The organism is Chryseobacterium sp. CH25 (genome assembly GCF_004119455.1).
GTDB lineage: Bacteria > Bacteroidota > Bacteroidia > Flavobacteriales > Weeksellaceae > Chryseobacterium.
Genome location: NZ_NRQT01000004.1, coordinates 344,390 through 362,744, shown reverse-complemented (window position 1 = coordinate 362,744; position 18,355 = coordinate 344,390). Strand labels below are relative to the sequence as shown.

General features: G+C 36.3%; 18 protein-coding genes and 1 pseudogene. 5 read left to right on the top strand and 14 right to left on the bottom strand.

Going from position 1 to position 18,355, the window contains the following annotated elements; genetic code table 11:
* Positions 1 to 43 precede the first annotated feature (43 nt).
* The gene (locus BOQ64_RS12370) at positions 44 to 622 is read left to right on the top strand and encodes an NAD(P)H-dependent oxidoreductase (protein WP_129055663.1); all 579 of its coding nucleotides are present in this window, start codon (positions 44 to 46) and stop codon (positions 620 to 622) included.
* 114 nt (positions 623 to 736) lie between these two features.
* On the opposite strand, the gene BOQ64_RS12365 is transcribed toward BOQ64_RS12370, so the two are convergent.
* The 6 genes from BOQ64_RS12365 to BOQ64_RS12350 all read right to left on the bottom strand — a co-directional run bounded on the left by BOQ64_RS12365 (position 737) and on the right by BOQ64_RS12350 (position 6,734).
* Positions 737 to 1,255, bottom strand: a complete 519-nt coding sequence (locus BOQ64_RS12365) for a DUF2911 domain-containing protein (protein ID WP_129055661.1) — start codon at positions 1,253 to 1,255, stop codon at positions 737 to 739.
* Between the two features lie 35 nt (positions 1,256 to 1,290).
* Positions 1,291 to 2,982 carry a sodium:solute symporter gene (locus BOQ64_RS12360; RefSeq protein WP_129055659.1) on the bottom strand — a complete coding sequence of 564 codons (1,692 nt, stop codon included), beginning with the start codon at positions 2,980 to 2,982 and terminating at the stop codon, positions 1,291 to 1,293.
* Between the two features lie 100 nt (positions 2,983 to 3,082).
* A complete protein-coding gene (locus BOQ64_RS23945) occupies positions 3,083 to 3,526 on the bottom strand; it encodes a hypothetical protein (RefSeq protein ID WP_228448350.1) in 444 nt (147 codons plus the stop codon).
* Positions 3,481 to 4,578 carry a hypothetical protein gene (locus BOQ64_RS23940; protein WP_228448349.1) on the bottom strand — a complete coding sequence of 366 codons (1,098 nt, stop codon included), beginning with the start codon at positions 4,576 to 4,578 and terminating at the stop codon, positions 3,481 to 3,483. The genes BOQ64_RS23945 and BOQ64_RS23940 overlap by 46 nt, the downstream gene beginning before the upstream one ends.
* On the bottom strand, positions 4,575 to 5,585 hold the full coding sequence (locus BOQ64_RS23935; RefSeq protein ID WP_228448348.1) for a PIG-L family deacetylase: 1,011 nt from the start codon (positions 5,583 to 5,585) through the stop codon (positions 4,575 to 4,577). Before BOQ64_RS23935 ends, BOQ64_RS23940 begins: the two co-directional genes overlap by 4 nt.
* A gap of 477 nt (positions 5,586 to 6,062) precedes the next feature.
* Entirely contained in the window at positions 6,063 to 6,734 is a 672-nt protein-coding gene (locus BOQ64_RS12350) for a hypothetical protein (protein ID WP_129055655.1), read from the bottom strand.
* A 570-nt stretch (positions 6,735 to 7,304) separates the two neighbouring features.
* Here BOQ64_RS12350 and BOQ64_RS23100 point away from each other — a divergent pair.
* The 4 genes from BOQ64_RS23100 to BOQ64_RS12335 all read left to right on the top strand — a co-directional run bounded on the left by BOQ64_RS23100 (position 7,305) and on the right by BOQ64_RS12335 (position 11,244).
* Entirely contained in the window at positions 7,305 to 7,547 is a 243-nt protein-coding gene (locus BOQ64_RS23100) for a hypothetical protein (RefSeq protein ID WP_164975789.1), read from the top strand.
* On the top strand, positions 7,430 to 8,836 hold the full coding sequence (locus tag BOQ64_RS12345) for a tyrosinase family protein (RefSeq protein ID WP_164975798.1): 1,407 nt from the start codon (positions 7,430 to 7,432) through the stop codon (positions 8,834 to 8,836). The genes BOQ64_RS23100 and BOQ64_RS12345 overlap by 118 nt, the downstream gene beginning before the upstream one ends.
* A gap of 2 nt (positions 8,837 to 8,838) precedes the next feature.
* Positions 8,839 to 9,585, top strand: coding sequence for a DUF2182 domain-containing protein (locus BOQ64_RS12340; protein ID WP_129055651.1), 747 nt, complete (start codon positions 8,839 to 8,841; stop codon positions 9,583 to 9,585).
* A 441-nt stretch (positions 9,586 to 10,026) separates the two neighbouring features.
* On the top strand, positions 10,027 to 11,244 hold the full coding sequence (locus BOQ64_RS12335) for a hypothetical protein (RefSeq protein ID WP_129055649.1): 1,218 nt from the start codon (positions 10,027 to 10,029) through the stop codon (positions 11,242 to 11,244).
* Between the two features lie 213 nt (positions 11,245 to 11,457).
* Here BOQ64_RS12335 and BOQ64_RS12330 read toward each other — a convergent pair whose 3' ends face one another.
* The 8 genes and pseudogenes from BOQ64_RS12330 to BOQ64_RS12295 all read right to left on the bottom strand — a co-directional run bounded on the left by BOQ64_RS12330 (position 11,458) and on the right by BOQ64_RS12295 (position 18,343).
* On the bottom strand, positions 11,458 to 11,808 hold the full coding sequence (locus BOQ64_RS12330; protein WP_129055647.1) for a hypothetical protein: 351 nt from the start codon (positions 11,806 to 11,808) through the stop codon (positions 11,458 to 11,460).
* Positions 11,809 to 12,032: 224 nt separating this feature from the next.
* Positions 12,033 to 13,040: an OmpA family protein gene (locus tag BOQ64_RS12325; RefSeq protein WP_129055646.1), complete on the bottom strand. Its 1,008-nt coding sequence runs from the start codon at positions 13,038 to 13,040 to the stop codon at positions 12,033 to 12,035.
* A gap of 450 nt (positions 13,041 to 13,490) precedes the next feature.
* Positions 13,491 to 13,709, bottom strand: a complete 219-nt coding sequence (locus tag BOQ64_RS12320; RefSeq protein WP_129055644.1) for a DUF4287 domain-containing protein — start codon at positions 13,707 to 13,709, stop codon at positions 13,491 to 13,493.
* Between the two features lie 85 nt (positions 13,710 to 13,794).
* Complete coding sequence (locus BOQ64_RS12315; protein WP_129055642.1) at positions 13,795 to 14,739, bottom strand: pentapeptide repeat-containing protein; 945 nt, start codon at positions 14,737 to 14,739, stop codon at positions 13,795 to 13,797.
* A gap of 299 nt (positions 14,740 to 15,038) precedes the next feature.
* Positions 15,039 to 16,198 (bottom strand): annotated as a pseudogene (locus BOQ64_RS12310) (serine hydrolase domain-containing protein).
* 239 nt (positions 16,199 to 16,437) lie between these two features.
* Positions 16,438 to 17,076: a DUF1266 domain-containing protein gene (locus tag BOQ64_RS12305; protein WP_228448347.1), complete on the bottom strand. Its 639-nt coding sequence runs from the start codon at positions 17,074 to 17,076 to the stop codon at positions 16,438 to 16,440.
* Positions 17,077 to 17,157: 81 nt separating this feature from the next.
* Entirely contained in the window at positions 17,158 to 17,856 is a 699-nt protein-coding gene (locus BOQ64_RS12300; protein WP_129059724.1) for a hypothetical protein, read from the bottom strand.
* 28 nt (positions 17,857 to 17,884) lie between these two features.
* Entirely contained in the window at positions 17,885 to 18,343 is a 459-nt protein-coding gene (locus BOQ64_RS12295; RefSeq protein ID WP_129055638.1) for a hypothetical protein, read from the bottom strand.
* Positions 18,344 to 18,355 lie beyond the last annotated feature (12 nt).

The following is an 18,355-nucleotide window of genomic DNA, read 5'->3' as shown; positions in this document are numbered from 1 at the left end:
CCTATTTTACTTTTGTACTGTTCAATCAATTAAAAGTAACAATATGAAACACCTTATTATTTATGCCCATCCAAATCAGGAAAGTCTGAACGGGCAGGTAAAACAATGTATTGAAAAGACTCTGAAACAGCATAAACATGAAGTAGTTGTAAGAGATTTATATCAGCTTGAATTTGATCCGGTATTATCTCTGGAAGATATGACAGGACAACGAAATGGTACCGTAGATAAGCTTATAGAAAAAGAACAGGAATATATTTCATGGGCAGATGTGGTTACTTTTATCTATCCTATCTGGTGGACGGGGATGCCAGCCATTATGAAAGGATATATAGACAGAGTTTTCAGCTATGGCTTTGCCTATCGGTATGATCAGGGAATACAAAAGGGATTATTAACAGGGAAACAGGCCATAATTCTTAACACCCATGGAAAATCTCATGAAGAATATTCTGCTATCGGTATGGATAAAGCGTTATCGCTGACTTCTGATAAAGGGATCTATACCTATTGTGGCTTCCAGATCCAGGAGCATTTCTTTTTTGATAAGGCAGACCGCGCCACTCCTGAAGCTGTAGCGGTATGGCTTTCTAAAATCAGTAATCTCTATACAATAAACTGATAAGAAAAAGAAGTCTCTGGAAGTCTGCTATGAAGTAGGATTTGAAAACCTTTACTTAAATACAATAAACAAAAAATCCCGTTAATACGGGATTTTTATTTCTTCTGTTCAAATCTACTTTATCTCTACAGGAACTGAGATTTTATCCCAATCCATGGTGAACCCATTACTGTTTATTTTATACGCTAAGGCTTCCTGTGTAGCTGGTAAAGCTTTTGTTTTTACATCAACACGTAAGGCATCTTTTGATTCCTCATATTTATAAGCTCCCCATTGTTTTGCTTCTTTGTTAAAAATCACAGTCCAGATTCCGCTTTCTTTAGGGATTAAGAAAAAGCTATATTTACCTTTAGCCAGCTTTTTACCCTGAACGGTAATGTCTTTATCCGTTTCAAAAGTAGTTGCTTCGTTAGCACCTGCACGCCAAACTTTTTCATAAGGTTCTAAACCACCCCAGATGGTACGCCCCTTAACAGAGGGACTGCTATAAGCTATTGTAATGTTTGCGTCTTTAACTTTTCCTGTAGCAGTAGCTGGTGGACTGGCAGGTTTTTTAGCTTCCTGTGCAAAAGCATTCACTGAAAGTACCGTTGCAGCAAAAAGTACGGTAGCAGATTTAATCATTGTTTTCATATTATTTTTATTTGTACGTTTTTGTTATTATTTGTTTACGAATTTACTGCTTTCTCCTTATAAAACAGCAAACCGATTGCAGAAAATATAATAACCGCTGCAGCACCGATTACATTAAGCCAAAGGAAAGAAACGATATCAAACTGATACACGGCAATCACCGCAATTTCAGATAATATGGCAGCCATAAATACATTGGAACCATTGATTTTTTTATAGTAAAATGCAACCAGAAAAATCCCCAATATCGGACCGTAGAAAAGAGAACCCAATACATTCACTGCCTCAATAAGAGAACCCATTTGAGTAGCAAACATAGCAACACCTATTGAGAAAATACCCCAGGCTAAAGTATGCAGACGGCTGTACTTCAATTCGGTTGCATCATCAGGAATATCTTTTTTAAATATCAAATGAACATCTTTTAATGAGCAGGCGGCAAGAGAATTCAAGGCGGCCGAAATTGAGCCCCAGCTGGCCAGAAAAATAACGGCAAACAGTAAACCGATCATCCCTACAGGCAGGGTATTTTTTACGAAATATAGGAAAATGTAATTGGTATCTGTTTTCTCTGCATTATAGTTTGAATTATTGATCGCTTCTTCTACTCTGCCGTGAAGCGCTTTCACTTGGGCCTGTGTATTTTTAAAATCCTGAATTGTTTCTTTAAGTTGAGGAGAATTATTTTCTTTCAGCTTTAGAATTTCCTTCGATTCTGCATTAAATTTCATTTGCAAATCCTGATGTTCTTTCTCAAAAACTGCGGCCTGTTCAGGTTTTGTTTCTTTTAAATACTGATAAGAACGTTCATTAAAATAAATCGGAGCTGGTTTTAGAGAAAAGAATGCGAAAAGTAAAGCTCCAATCAGGAGAATTGCAAATTGCATCGGAATTTTAACCAATCCATTCAGCAGCAGACCCATTTTTGCATTGGTATTGTCCTTCGCCGTAATATATCTCCCAACCTGACTCTGGTCTGTACCGAAGTAAGAAAGGGCAAGAAAGAAACCACCAATCAGTCCGCTCCAGATATTATATTTATCTTTCCAGTCAAATTCTGTGGTGATCACATTCAGCTTTCCTGATTTACCGGCCAGATACAGAGCATCGTTAAAACCAATTCCATTCGGCATATTCTGAATAAGTAAATACCCTGCAAAAGCCATGGTTCCCAGAATAATAAGAAACTGTAATTTTTGGGTATGAGCGATTGCTTTTGCACCGCCCACATAGGTGTAAATCAACAGAATACCACCTGTTAAAACATTCGTTAAGTAAATATTCCAGTTTAAAACGCTTGATAAGATGATACTCGGAGCATAAATACTGATTCCCGTTGATAAGCCTCTGGAAAAAAGAAAAAGCAGTGAAGTGAGTACCCTTGTTTTTTTATCAAAACGGTTTTCTAAATATTCATAGGCTGTATAAACATTTAATCGCTGAAAAATCGGGATGAAAGTAATACAGATCACAATCATCGCCAAAGGCAGGCCAAAGTAATACTGAACGAAACGCATTCCGTCTGTATAAGCCTGACCCGGTGCTGAAAGAAATGTAATAGCACTTGCCTGTGTCGCCATAATCCCTATCAGTACAATGTACCAGGGCATTTTATTATCTGCTTTCAGGTATGATTCGTTGCTTTTTTGGCCACGACCGATGAATACGCCGTAAACCACCACTGCAACAAGTGTAAAAATAAGAACTGTCCAATCTATAGTACTCATGCCCAGAATTTAGTAAACCAATAATAAAATACGATCTGCAATACCAATACTACCGCTAATAGTATGTACCAGATATTCCAATTTTTAAGTTGTTTGTTCATCAGTTTTTCTGTGCAGATAAAAAGTTAAAAAATAAACGCGCTGCACCTACATTTCCAGCAGGTAGCTGTCTGAAAAACGCCAACGGTGTATAAATAAAATTACCTTTCCCATATTTGGCATATAAAGTGGATCCCTTCAGTGGTTCTTCCTCTGTATCATGCATTTCAAAAAGTGGTTCATAGGCGGCATCCCATTGAGCAGGGAAATAGGCTCCACGTTCCTGTACCCAGCCTTTAAAATCATCCGAAGTAATTTTATTCGGAAAGTTTAGTAATTTATGATTGGGATTTAAAAATGTAACCGCAGCATTTTCTTCAGTTACACGCTTATTGGCAATACTGAAGTTATACATTCCCAACTGGTCAACAGTTGTATCCTGATTGGTATTATACTGCATTACCAAATTCCCACCTGCTTTTGCATAAGACCATAAAAAAGGCATCCATCGACCCAGCTTTTTCTCCGTGTTATTGGCACGAACCCCCAATACGATGGCATCATATTGTGATAACTTGTTTTGATTACCATTCCGGCAGATTCATCCAGGTTACCATAAAAATCCTCGTCTTTCAGGACATCTACCTGAACACCTGCAATACGTAGAAAATCAGGAATAAAATCACCTGCACCTTCTACATACCCAACTTTTTTAACCTTCGCCTGAATATCTCCTTTCATTACAGTGGTAGTGGCAGGTGCAAAATATTGTAAAGAAGGTAAATGCGGATACTGAATTAATACCTGTTTTTTATTATAAGTGGCTCCATCAGCAACAAAATCAGCATCCAATTGCAGACGGGATGAATTAATTGCAGCAAGCTTAGTTTTTGGAACAACATAATCAACGGTAAAGTCTTTCCCTTTAAGCGAACTTATAGCAGTGCCGCCTAATCGCTCACCGTTATACATCAGATTGAGAATACCGTTACTGTACGGTTTATTAGAATTGACCTTAACATTTAAACTCAAATGTAAGTCTTCATTTTCTTTGGCTACATAAAGTGGTTGTGTAAATTTCAGTTCCAGTGCAGGAACAATGCGCAATGCTTCCACTACATCACCACGCACCGGATCTAATTTCTTGAAAGATAAAGGAAGTTTAACCTGAAACTTCTCTACCCCGATTTTTAAACCAACCCAAACATTTAATGGTGATTCTGTCTCAGGTAAACCGACTAAAGTATCATTCGGAACAGAAAAAGTGGCTGAGTTTACAGGAGGTTTGGCTAACCAGTAAGGTTCTGTAAGTGCTGCATCTGCAGGAATCTGAATATCATGCTGAATGGTAATTAAAGAATCTTTTGATAATTTTCTATTGAAGTTTTCTGATTGACCTAACCATTTCACATCCTCTAAAACAACAGGATTTGCAGCTCTTGAAACCAAATTCAACCTGAAATTGTAATGATCCCCGGCAACCGCTTCAGCCTGATTGGTAACCACCTCACCCATAAATCCGGCACAGCTTAAAATGATATTGTCAAGCGACTTCATTTTATCATTTTTAGGTCTCCATCCTGAAGAGCTACAACTTTTTTTCGCAAAGCAAGCAAAGCTGGTAAACTGAGGTCAGGATTATTGAAATTGAAGGTGGAAATAATTTTATCTAATGATTGATCTATATCAGCGTTTCCTTTTGAAGTCCAAGTTTTAGTTACTCCATCAAAAAGTGTTGTTTTTGCAGGTTCACCAATAACGTGGGCAAAATATTCGGTTCTGATGCCGGCTACAGATTGTGTTCCTGCACCCTGGCTTTTATGTAAACTCCTGCTTAATCCGGCCAATTCACCGTAGCCCATTCCCAATTGTGCATCATATTGTCCTACGGTAACTTTCAGTTGATTTTCAGCAGTTGTATTTACCCCACCAAAGCGGAATGTATTCCACAATACGCGTTTTGGCTGCCATACATTGACATGTTTCAATTGGTCCGGGAAAGCGGTTTTATCGCCTGCCAATTTAAAAGCTTTTTCTGCAACCACCGCCGAAGCCGCGTGTTGTCCGTGACCTGCTGCTGCATTAGGTGGAAAACGACAAATGATAACATCCGGTCTGAATTTACGGATTACCCAGACTACATCAGCTGTAATGCTGTTGGCATCCCATTGTTTAAAGGTATCGGCAGTATTTTTAGAGAACCCAAAATCTATCGCACGGGTAAAAAACTGCTGGGCACCATCTAACTTTCTTGCCTCTAAAAGTTCATGAGTTCTGATTAAACCTAACGCAGCACCTTGCTCTGTGCCTAATAAATTCTGTCCACCATCACCTCTGGTTAAAGACAGATATCCTGTTTCTACATTTTGGTCGTTAATCAACCAAGACAGTAACCCTGTATTTTCATCATCGGGATGAGCCGCAAGGTATAAAACTTTAGGGAGATGTTTAAGTGTTTTGAGTTCACGATAAATTTCAGATGATTTGGAAGGTCGGACCTGTTGGGCCGAACAAAAAACCGTATACAATCCAAGGATAAATACAGTGCTTACTTTTTTAAACATTTAATTTTACTTTGCAGAGCAAATATAAGTAAATCATCGTTCTTTCAACCTTAAAAGAATAAAACTGTGAATTTCACAAAAAAATACCTAAAATTTCCTATTAAAGCATAAAATTCTTCACATCTAAGTTCAAATAGGATTAAGAACCTGCTTACATTCTATTTGAAAAATGTATATATGATTATCAAACTTTTGAATCTCCTTTATGATTAAAAAATTTTTGTCACGAATGCACGAATTGCTTAATGTTTTCCACAGAATGTATGGATTTCACAGATGTTTATGATTTTTTCTCTCGCAAATTTTGCAGATAACGCAGATTTTATGGATGGATAAACCAAAACTCATGTCTATTAAAAACTATAAGCCCCGATCTGACAATTCCCAAAAAAGCACAGATTTTCATGAGTAAAAAATCTACGCAATCTGCAAGATCTGCGAGAATTGAATTTAAAACCATAAAATTTAAACAGACTGTTAGACTTTTCTAACAGTATTCCGCGTAAGATAGATATAATTAAACATACAGAATGTTGCGGCAGCTCCAAAGGTATGCCATAAAAAGTGTGTCCCGAAGCTGAACCAGTTCCATTTATCAATGATCCGGAAAGTGAGAGCAAGAGCAAACGACAGTAAAGCAAAGCCTACCCATTTGCCGGCTTTCCATTTGGTATAGATTAAATAACTTAATACTGAAAAAAGCACAAATGAAGCCATGATTCCATAATTAACATTGATAAAAAGAGAAGGGTTATCTACCAAAATCCAATTTCTCAAACCCAATGTAAGTACCAGATATATAAGAACCATTACAACAGCATAGTACCATTTGATACTCTGCGCTAAAAAATAAAATCCGGCAGAAAAACACAACAACATAATGGGCATCCAATCCATCATGATAAATACCGGCCATTGTCTGAATGCATGATAAACAGTTCCTCCTATGGCGCCAATATATAATAAAACCAGGCAGTATGTTAAAAAAGGATATTCTTTAAAACTACCCTTCATTTTAACGGTCCAAAAAATGGCTATGGCTAAAAATAATATAGCTGTTATTGCATTTAATGGCTCAGGAAAAAACTGAGCCATATCTGTTTCTTTATATAACAAACCTCCGTCCAGAGGCAACTGATTTATCGGCATTGTCCTTTATATTTTTTTATAGACACGCTGTAGACCGCAAATTGCAGACACAAGCCATTTTTTTCTAAATATAGAAAAAATTATGGCATTATATGGCTGGATTTTCCATATCCTATTTTATAAAATTGTTAATTCGAAGTAAATTAACCTCTAAATTCAACAACTTAAAGTAATTCAAACACTTACAATCAAATAACACCAAGCTACAACTACCCGAAAATTACCTGATAAAAAAGGCTATAATTCTTGTTTAATCTGACTCAAACGAGCTTAATCATCTATAAATGAATTCGAAAAAGCATTCGTCCCAGTTACAACACAGGATTCAGGTTTTTTAAATTTACAACGATCAGAAATATTAACTACAGAAGGAGGTACCATTATCCATTTCTTTTCAGTTTAACTTAAAAACATTCTGATATTCTTTCTTGTCACAATACCTTCCTTCATACAAGATTACGTATTACTACTGATAGAAAAGTTTTTTTTAAATAATACTTTTACAGGGTGAGTGAAAGCGAAAACATTTTGCTTCAATCTCATAACTATTAATCATAAATCTATTAATACATGAAAAAATTCTTACGAAAAAATGCGTGGAATCAAGAAGGAACGTTTGAAAATTCTGATTTATTCTGGTACGCAAAAGCAGTTGCTGAAATGCAGACCAGAACATTGGATGACCCAACGAGTTGGTGGTTTTTTGCCGCAATTCACGGGGAAAATCTTGCCGGGGACCTGATGGTATTGATTGGAATACCATTAAAACTCCGCCAAAGGTACCCACCAGCCCCCTTCCACCTACAGATATAAAAGATAAGTACTGGAATCAATGTCAACACCAAAGCTGGTACTTTGCACCGTGGCACCGTGGCTATCTTATGGCTTTGGAAATGCAGATCAGAGCAATAGTGACAGAGCTTAATGGACCGGATGACTGGGCTTTACCCTATTGGAACTATTTTGGTGGGGAAAAAGAAAATAAAATACCTCCGGCTTTTACGCAACGGTTTTTAGAAAAAGATACTCCAAATCCTCTTTTTGTTACAGAAAGACATGGCCCTGATAATGACGGAAATATTTATATCAAGTTATTTAAAGACGGCAAACCAAGGGTTACCCAAAAATGCGAACTTAAAACAGTATATACCGGCGATCAAAATTGTTTCGGGGGACCTGAAACTGAATTTTCGCATTATGGCAAGATATTTCCTGAAGAAAGCTTAGAAACGAACCCGCACAATTTTGTTCATAATGACGTAGGAGGAGTTGTTACAGGCAATGAAGGTCTTATGTCTGATCCCAACGCTGCGGCATTGGATCCTATTTTCTATCTTCATCACTGCAATATTGACAGAATGTGGGCAGCATGGAATGCAAAGGGAAACAGTAATCCATCAGAAACAAAATGGTTGGGAGGCCCAAAGGAAATTGGTGAACGTGAGTTTGTAATGCCTTTACCTGATGGAAAAGAATGGACATATACACCCAATGATGTAACCAATCTTGATGCTTTAGATTACAGCTATGATAATCTTAAAACAGAAAAAGTTGCTGTCGATATTACTTCTGAACGATTGGAAAAACTGGGAATTCCGATTTTGGATCATGCTAAACTCACTGAATCTACTATGGATAATAATGAAAAACCAACAGAATTAGTTGCTGCCAACCAAGGTTCTTTTGAAATTAAGAATGCAGTTACCAAAACTACAGTTAATTTTTCCGATAAAGGATTAAAGAAAGTGTCTACAAGCTTTTTAAAAGCTTCTGCAGAGGAAATCCCAGACCGCATCTATTTAGTTCTTGAGAATGTGAAGGGAAATATCAACGCCAATACACTTGAAGTTTCTGTCAACAATCAGCATATAGGATTCATTTCACTTTTTGGACTTCGCAATGCTTCACTGGACGATTCTCACGGAGGAGGTAACGGACTTAGCTTTTCTCTGGACATTACCAATATCATTGATGAACTTCATCTTGAAAATGATCTTGAAAATCTAAAATCTTTAGATGTTGCCATTACCCCTGATAACGAAATCTTATCCGATACGAAAATTACAGTAGGAAGGATAAGTGTTTACAGAGAAAAACAATAGCAATGAAAACATCAAATGCTCATAGAAACCTCATAAGTTACAGTGTATGGGGTTTCAGCATTATCTGCTGGTTTATCCTGCTTTTCAATCCCGGTAATCTGCTTACCGCAACCCATTGTCAGATGAATTTATGTGACGGAAGCAGGGTTTCATTAAAAATGCTCCTTAAAATAAATCCTTTCTCTGAAATGATGATTGGATGGATATTGATGGTATTAGCTATGATGCTTCCAAAGTTGATGGTTCCTATCCAGATCATCATCAGTCAGAGTTTTAAAAATATGAGGCTTTTAATGGTCCTGCTTTTTATAACGGGATATGTTCTGATCTGGACTTTAACTGGATTTTTATTAAACATTCTGATCTTTTTTATCAATATTCAGATGCCTGGATCTTTTATTCCGGCAATTGTTTTTGGGATCATTACATTAATCTGGCAGTTTTCTCCAACTAAGCAAAAGTGTCTTAACAGAGGGCATTATCATCCTGTTCTGGCGGCGTGGGGTTTAAGAGCTTATCAGGACGCTTTTTCATTTGGCCTTACTCACGGTTTCTGGTGTGTGGGTGCAGGTTGGGCCTTAATGCTTCTTCCAATGTTATTGCCACAAGGACATCATTTTGCAATGCTGATCGTCACTTTTATCATGTTGAGTGAGCATATGGAACATCCGCAAATTCCACGCTGGCGCATAGATTTAAGGTTAAAATTGCTGAGAATAGTAATCCCTCAAATCCTGGTCAGACGTTGATCTGCTGTTAAAAAAAGATCAGGTAACAATATACAAATAGTGCCACTTTACAACAAGGGCGCTATTTTTTGTATTCATATCATTTTCAATTGGGAAATTTCCGTTCTCCGAAGTCTCCTAACTTTACATAGCATTAAAACCTGGTTATGTCTTTAAAATATTAGATTCGATTCAAAATAAAATAATGAGGACAATCTCTCTATATATATTAAACAAAAAGCATCTTATTTTAGAGAAAAATTGAATTAAAAAAATTAGATATAAATAATTTTATTCCAACATAAAATCTTGAAATCAAAAGCATTACAAGACCATTTAAAACTCATAATTTTTAATAATACATTACGAATTAATTAATTTTATCCAATTATAAATGTGTTTTTTCTATTTTCTTCTTAAAAAAAGTTATATTTGACTTACCTAAATCACACCTTAATAAATATGAAAACAAAATTTACACAATTCAGTGCTATTCTCATTGCTGGATTCTCATTTGCCCAAGTTGGCTTCAACACATCTTTACCGAAAACAACAATGGATGTATCTGCTAAAAGAGATACTTCAGGGTTGATTACGGATAACACCCAAACATTCGGATTACAGGCTCCGAGACTCACAAGAGCTGAACTTACAGCCAATACAGCTACCTATGGCAGCGATCAGAGAGGAGCATTAATTTATATTACGGATGTTACTGGCGGAGACGCTACAGGACAAAGGATTCTTGTTACTGCTATGGGGTATTACTATTTTGACGGATCATTATGGCAGAGACTTACAGAAGCAACCAATGCCATTGCTCCGGCCATTTCTGCATTGCAATGTACTACAGCATACTTAAATCCTTCTACTTATACTCCCGGTACTCCTTTTAACGGAAACCTGAGAGTTACCTATAACCAGGGAAACGGTGGTTCTTATAATTCTGGAGCTCCTTTTACAGTAAACGGGTTAACCTTCCAGCTAAGACCCGGAACTCTGGAGTTTGGTGATGGCGAATTGGTATTCTCAGTAACCGGAACTCCTACTACTGGTAATGATATGCCCCTTCCTTTAAACAGCACTGCAGTTCCTTTCTTAACAGCAGGACAAAACTGTACCGCTACAGTAGGAAATACCAGCCGTGCAGACATTTCACCTGTTGCTGCAATGGGATATCCTACCCTAACAACAGATTCTAATGGGAAACAGGCATATACTTTTCCTCTTACGACTCCAGATGGGAAGTATTCCATCAGAGTAATATTTGATACCACAAGTGGTACCACCGCTGCTATTCCTAATGTACAGCTATATAACAATACAGGTTCTACCGTAAATCTATATTGGAATTATAATACCGAATATGGTGGTTATATTGGTGCAGCTGTAACAACCAACAATATTACTTCAGGAGTATGGGGTGGTATGGGAGATGCATCAGCTACATGGTACCCTCAAGGCACCGGAGCAGTAGGAAATGCTTACTGGGGTAACGTTGGAATTATAGATGGAGCCAGTGGCGGACCTGAGCACAGAAGATATACCTGGATAGACAGTAATCCTTCTTCAAAAACCGCTTATACCGCAACCATTATGGCAGGAGCACCTACCTCAGGAAGTGCCCAACCCAACCTTTCTAAAATATACATCAAGATAGAGCAAGTAAAAGCACAATAATATAATGCCCCTAAAAAAGGGGCTTTTTTATTTATCTATAAAGTTTACGGTACATTTATGAATTTGAAATCATAAGCGATGTTTGAATCAATTGTTTTCCAGGGTCTCGTGAACTTGCAGTAAGTTTCAAAGAAATGATATTATTTACCAGCTCAAAGTCAGGAGACTTTGCGCAGCAGGGGTAACGATATATTTTCTAGTATATCCTGCCTCTTACCAGTTTACTTCAAATAAATTATTTCTTATGATACTATCGCCTCTAAAAATATACTCTATAGAATCACCTTTATTTTTTGAAATAGAATCACCTATTTTATAAGAATATTTGAAATTTGACACCTCACCCCCAGAGAATTTGATATAAATATAATTATGTTCTTCTTTTACTCTAAAAATATTAATTATTCTAGAATGCCTTTCTTCATTTAATATATTCTTTTTTGTTGTCTCTTCTTTGTTATTAGATAAATAAAAAAGACTCAGAAAAACGATAAGCCCCAATAGTAATGCAAAAATAAAAAGAGTTTTTTTGCTTGAATTACCTAATTCAAAATTATTGTTCATATACATGCATTTTAGATCTTATTCTGTTACAAGTAAAGCTTGGTCTAATTTTTAGCAATACCAAGCTATCCGAAGCCTCTGACTTTAGAGCAAATTTAAAAGAAATACCCTTATTTACTATTTCAAAGTCAGGAGACTGATACATCAAAAACAAAAAAATCCCAGCTTTCGTTGGGATTTTTAAATAAAATAACCTACAATTCTCTATCATTGTAGATCTTACATTATTTTTTCACCAGCTCTACTCTACGGTTTTGCGCCTTCCCTTCTTCAGAATTATTATCTGCAATCGGGTTTTTGCTGCCGAAGCCTTCTGCTGAAAGTCTTGTTCTATCGATACCTGAAGTGGTTATCGCATTCAATACGGCTGTAGCACGGTCTTTTGAGAGTTGGATGTTATGGGCATCATTTCCGCTGTTATCTGTATATCCGTTAATGGCTAATTTTAGATTGCTGTCATTTTTCAGGACTTTTGTGATTTCATCTACGGCTGTTTTGCCATCGGGTTTTAAGCTTGCTTTGTCTGTATCAAAATTAATATGTAATACTGCCTTGCCTGTAGCGTCTAATGCTTTTTTTATTTCATCAGATTTTAATATTGAAATGGTTTGTTCAAACGGAGCTTTCTGAAGAATCTGTATGGCTCCGGTCGCGGTATTTCCGTAAAGCTGAATATAAATATCATCTCCATTTGGTCTTCTTATGACATATACTTTTACAGGTTCATTCCAATAATCTATGGAGCCTTCTTCACCAAAATATTTGGCTTCCGGTGTTATTCTGTCAAGCTCTTGCTGGGAAACTTTACCATCAAATATCTTTACACCGCCTACTTTTGTAATCGCATCATCATAGCTTTTCAAAAAATACGGTAATGACCACTCTTCTTTATTATTTTTCTCGTTTACGACATACGTTTTCCAAACTTTCCCTTCTATTGGTGTCATTACGCCTTTAAGGGGAAAAAACAGCATGTCATAGCTTCTCTGTACCGGTTTGTTTTGGAAATCCAACCCTTTGGGAAAACTGAAAAAGGGCAATTCACCCACTTCAGCATTGGAAACCGGTATTGAGTTGATATCAAAATTACCTGCTCCATCCGAAGGTTTTTCTGTAGCTGCAGTATTTCCTATTGTGACAGTATCCTTTGCTGCATCTGTTTTCTGCTCAGCCTTTTTATTACAGGCAGTAAGCAAAGTGCCTATTGATAGAATAATCAGTGTCTTCTTCATATTAATAAATTTTAGGTTTATGATGTATAAAATCCTTCTAAATAAGGAGATGAAACAGTATACATCCTTCTTCATCAATATTGTTCAGGATATTTTACTGTACTGTTTTGGGCGACACTAACTTACAAATAAAATGCGAATGGAAAAGTACCTAGATTTAAGGATTTTAGTGATTAAAAATATAATGTGTGGATGACATTTTATTCTGACGCAAAGATTTTTTTTTGAAACTATTGATTTTTAAGGAAGCAAAAGACTAGAATCAACTTTGTTGATTTGCCGAAGCAGACGGATCAACATAGCACTTCATCAGTGACGAAGTCGAAGCCCTTAGTTACATACAATAAAATGGTATTATCTAGAGCCTGGTATTGAAATTGAGGAAAAGGATGCTTTAAGTATTAAATATATAGCCACATACAATCAGTGGCTATATATCTGGTATTGTTTTTACTCACGTTTTCCGTTAATATAGGCATACATAGCGGTGGCGTGCCCATGCCCCAGTTCAAAATCTTCTTTCAGCCAATTGATTATTTCTGTTGCTTTTATTCCTTTTTTAATTTTGCCTTCTTCTGTAAAGCCTTTTCCGGCAGCTAAAACTTCAAAATCTGAACGGGATTTTCCTGTTTTTTCTTCAATATTTTTAATATAAGTTTGAAATGACATATTATTTTGTTTTTATGGTTAGTCTTTATTTATAAATATACTCTTTTTCAAGATGCGGTCCGGTATTTTCGATGTCGTACGAAGCCTATACTTTTGTTACATTCGGTAAATCTACTCCGGCTCCTTTGAGGGCTGCATAGGTAAGTTTATCCATCATTGCGCCTTCAAAATCAATACTCTTAAGAGCTTTATAATACCTGTTGGTGAGTGTAAAAGTAGACCGGAAAGAAACATTTTTTAATGCAGCTCCCTTAAAAGAAACACCTTTTAATCCGGCATTATCAAATTTTACATTAATGAAAAGCTGCCCATCCAGACAAAGCCCACTCATATCCGAAGAACTGAAATCTACACCGTCAAATTCACAGTTTTCAAAAACTGTTTTTCTAAGATCACCGCCTACCATCTTTACATCGGTTAGTTTGATATCCGTAAATCTTGCATGAGTTAAATCTGATGAAGAAAACTCAGTCCCAAGCAGAATAGCCTTTTTAAAGTTGGTTCCGGAGAGGTTATTATTAGACAGAGTGCAATCTGTGAGATCTGCCCCCTCAAAATTGCTGTCACTTATATCACTGTTCTTAAAAGAGCTTCCTGATAAATCTGCTTCAGAAAAATCGGTTCCCTTCAGGTCACTTCCCCAGAATTTTCTTTTGGGGGCACTTACTCCTGCAAAATCGGTCTCTGCTAATGCACTTCCGCTAAAGCTGGTGAGCAGTGGTTCATTTTTTAACACTGAGGGTTCTGTCTTTTTCTCCTCTTTTTGTTCAGTTTCTCCGGTAACAGATACAGGATCCTTGCTACTTCCCTCTTCTGTCTTCGTTTGTAAATTTTCTGAAAAATAGTTAAGATCCAAATTAAAAATCTCTGCAAGCCGGTGAATGGTAATAAAATCAGGAACTGATTCTCCACGCTCCCATTTTCCAACGGCCTGCGGACTTATAAACAGGAGATTCGCAAGCTGTGCCTGTGACATCCTGTTCTCTTTTCGTGCATAGACGATCTTATCGCCTAATATTTTTGTATCCATATTTTGTCTTTTTATTTTTCTGACAGGACAAAGGTATTTCTCCATTCATCTTCAGCAAGTAAGATTACCGCTACTCTTGGTTGTAATGACACTACTTATAGTTGTATTTCACAACATACAGTGGTATACAGGTTATTAAGCACTACTCATACAACCTACAGACAGTAAAAACAGGTAAATCCCGGTATTTAAAACAATATAAGCCCCACATTAAAATCAATAAAAACTTACAGCTAAGATATTCAAAATTTGAAGACTTCACAGTCTGAATATCTTATAGCTTCAATGGCTATGTCCTGCTATTTTTTATTTAAAGACACTCTCTTTCTGATCTCTGCAACCCCGACTTTTGTTAGCTTAACCATTGAGTATTTCCCATCAGCATCTTTAATAAACTCTACAGTTCTGTTATCATCATCTGATCTGAAAAATTTATGATCAGATTCCGGAAACAGCTCAATATCCAGGTCATTGTAATAGAGCTTCCCATCCTTCTCAAGGATTTTAATATCCTCATAATCCCCTGTAAAGAGCGGATACAGTAACACATTGTTTTTAACCTTCTGATGATGGTAAGGAAGCTCAACCTCTTTTCCAAAACATATGGCAGCCAATCCGTAGGCAAGCATATAGGAAGGAGACTGATTATTGGAAAGAACAGTGATAAACAGACCATCATCTGTATAACGGTTGAAGGAAGTCATTGTTCCAAAGAAACCACCATCATGTGCAATTAACTGATGTCCCTGATTGTAGAAAGGGTTGACAAGATAGCCATATCCAAAACTTTGTTCGTTATAGGAAGTAAACATCCGGGTTTTCATTTCTTTTGATAAAACGGTTGTCCCATAAAGTGCTTTGTCCCATAATGCCAGATCTTCAACGGTAGAATAAGCTCCATCATGTCCCATATTAAATCCCCAATTGATATATGGATTATGAGCCAATCCATTTTCCGTGTGGTAATACACTTTCGCTTTCTTAAGAATGATAGAATCATTATTACTGATTCCTGTGTTCTTCATTCCTACTTTTTCAAATATATTTTTTTCAGAAAAACTGCATATTTTTCGCCTGATACTTTTTCAATAATCTTCCCTAATAAATAATACCCAACATTACTGTATTCACTTTTAGTCCCTGGCGAAAACTCATAGGGCATTTTCTTTATTTCATTATAGGCAGAATCAGCAGATATCGTAGTCAAAGCCAAATCTTTAAACCCTAAAGGAAGTCCTGAAGAATGGGACAACAGCATATGAATGGTAACACTTTCTGCGTTAGGATAATCTGGAAAAAATTTACTTAACTTATCATCAAGAGATAATTTTCCATTTTCTACTAACTGAAGAATAGCTGCTGCTGTAAATTGCTTTGTAACTGACGCTAACTGAAATTTGGTATCTGTTGTATTTTTAATATCCCACTCACGGTCTGCCAAACCATAGGCTTCCCGCATTAGCACGGTACCTTTCCTGGTAATCAGAACGGTACCACTAAATCCATTCACCTCTGCCTGGGCACTCATATATTTTGACAGCTTATGGGAAAGATCGGTCTGATTCTTCGTTACGGTGAGCTCTCTCTTACTTGTTTGGGTTTGTGAAAAGCCTGTTACAGAGAGTAAGCTAGTTCCTAAAAGGAGTATTAATTTTGAATTTTTCATGTTTACTGGTTTTTGAACATATTTTTTTATCATCAGAGATACATTCTATTTTTGAGTGGGCTTTTGCTGTTATTCAGCAGATCATCTGCAATCTGTATCATTCCATTATTATAGTCGCCACTCCAAATTGCTCTTCCAACAATATAACTCGCTGTATATTCTTTCCAGGTACTGCAATACTGTTTCAATTCTCTGTGGGACTTTTCTAAATATTCTATAAGTTCTTTTTCAGAAATATAACCTAACTCATGGCAGCAACGTGCTAAAAACACTCCTCTTCCATAATTCCAGCCACTATCTTTTGTTCTTTTTAATTGAGCAAAATCTGTAATTATCTTCTGCTCGGTCAATAGAGGAACCACATTTCTTAATTGTCTGAACAGATCCAGATAATATTCAAAATCGTCTTTTTCATCCGGAAGATTTGATTTTAAAAGATCAACATAGTTTTCTGGATTTTCAAATGCTTTATAGACAGCATCAAGGTTTTTATCTTGATTTCTGGTATGCAAGCTTTGGAGAGTTTCTACAGCTTGATTTTTATCTGTTATTCCCCAATATGTCACCACTAGCTTTGTAATATCGGATTTGTTTAATCCCGTTTCATAAGAGTTCAGGTATGCCGACTGCTGCTCGGCATACATTGAACCTACAAGCAAATGATCTAACAAATAGCCATTTACTCTATTTTTATCATTTAATCGTATACTCTTAAATGAATTTAAAATCTTGGAAAAAAATCCCATGCTATATTAAGACATTTTTAGATTAGGAAATCTGTCCTGCAAAATTTCCACAAGTTTTTCGCCAACTACTTGATTTTTTGCTCTTGTTTTCAGTTGTTTTTTGAGATTAAGCATATCTTCCGGATCAACTGGATAATGAAGTCTGTCATGAATTTCAAGGGGTAAAGAACTTCCGTCAATATCAAAAGTAATTGTATGTATTTTGGGTAAATATTCTTCTGATGATTTTGCATAGACTCCTAATTGCGATTTCAGAATACCACCATATTGAAGATTTGCTTTTTCAAGCCTAAAACTGTCAAATACAATATGTTCTTCTAATTCCCCAACGGTATCAGTGCTGAAAAAATGTAAATCATTTCCGCTTAAAGCCCAAAAACATTCTGTTTCAATTCGTTTAAGCTTTAGACCCATGGCAGATAATGCTATATTTTTCATGCCATCAGTTACAAATTCCTGCACCTTATTGGCTGTTGACTGGGGAACAGATGCTGAAGTAAAAGCGTCAATTCGCTTACCCTGCATCCATTGTGCTAATTTTGAAAAATCCTGGGCTAAAAGCTCTTGCTTGTATTGGTTATATTTAGTTCTTTCAGAATCTAAATTAATTTCTGATTTTGCAGCTTTATGTTTTTTATTCATGATGATCATGAAAGCGATACCTGCAATAATGACTACGACTGGAATTAAAAATAATGGATTCATATTTTATTTGGTTTAAGTTTTTTAATAATTAAATAGTTGTTGGATTTACTTTTTTAGGCTTGTCTTTAGAAAAAATTCCATAAAGAATTAGTCCAATAATCAACAGTACGATAAGCTTTCCGCCGTATTTTGTGTACAGTCCAAGCTGCAGAAGATTTTCCTGATTCAGTTTATTTTCACTCACAATCTGGGCAAGCTGTTCCTGGTTTAATTCGAAATATTCATCGCTGTCTTTTTGGGCTAAAACCAATTTGGGCTCCTGTGTTATCCAGGCTGGAATTACCCAGGCGATATTATATTCCTGATGCATTCTTGCTAAATCCAGGTATTCTTTCGAGCCTTCACTTACGGCATATTTCTCAGTATCAGGCAAATCTGCCACAATCTCTATTTTGTCTATTTTGCCAAAAGGAATTTTTGCCTTTGCTGCTACGAAACCTGTTGTACATATTGATATAAAAGCTAATAGAAGAATTTTTTTGATCATTTTTTGATATTT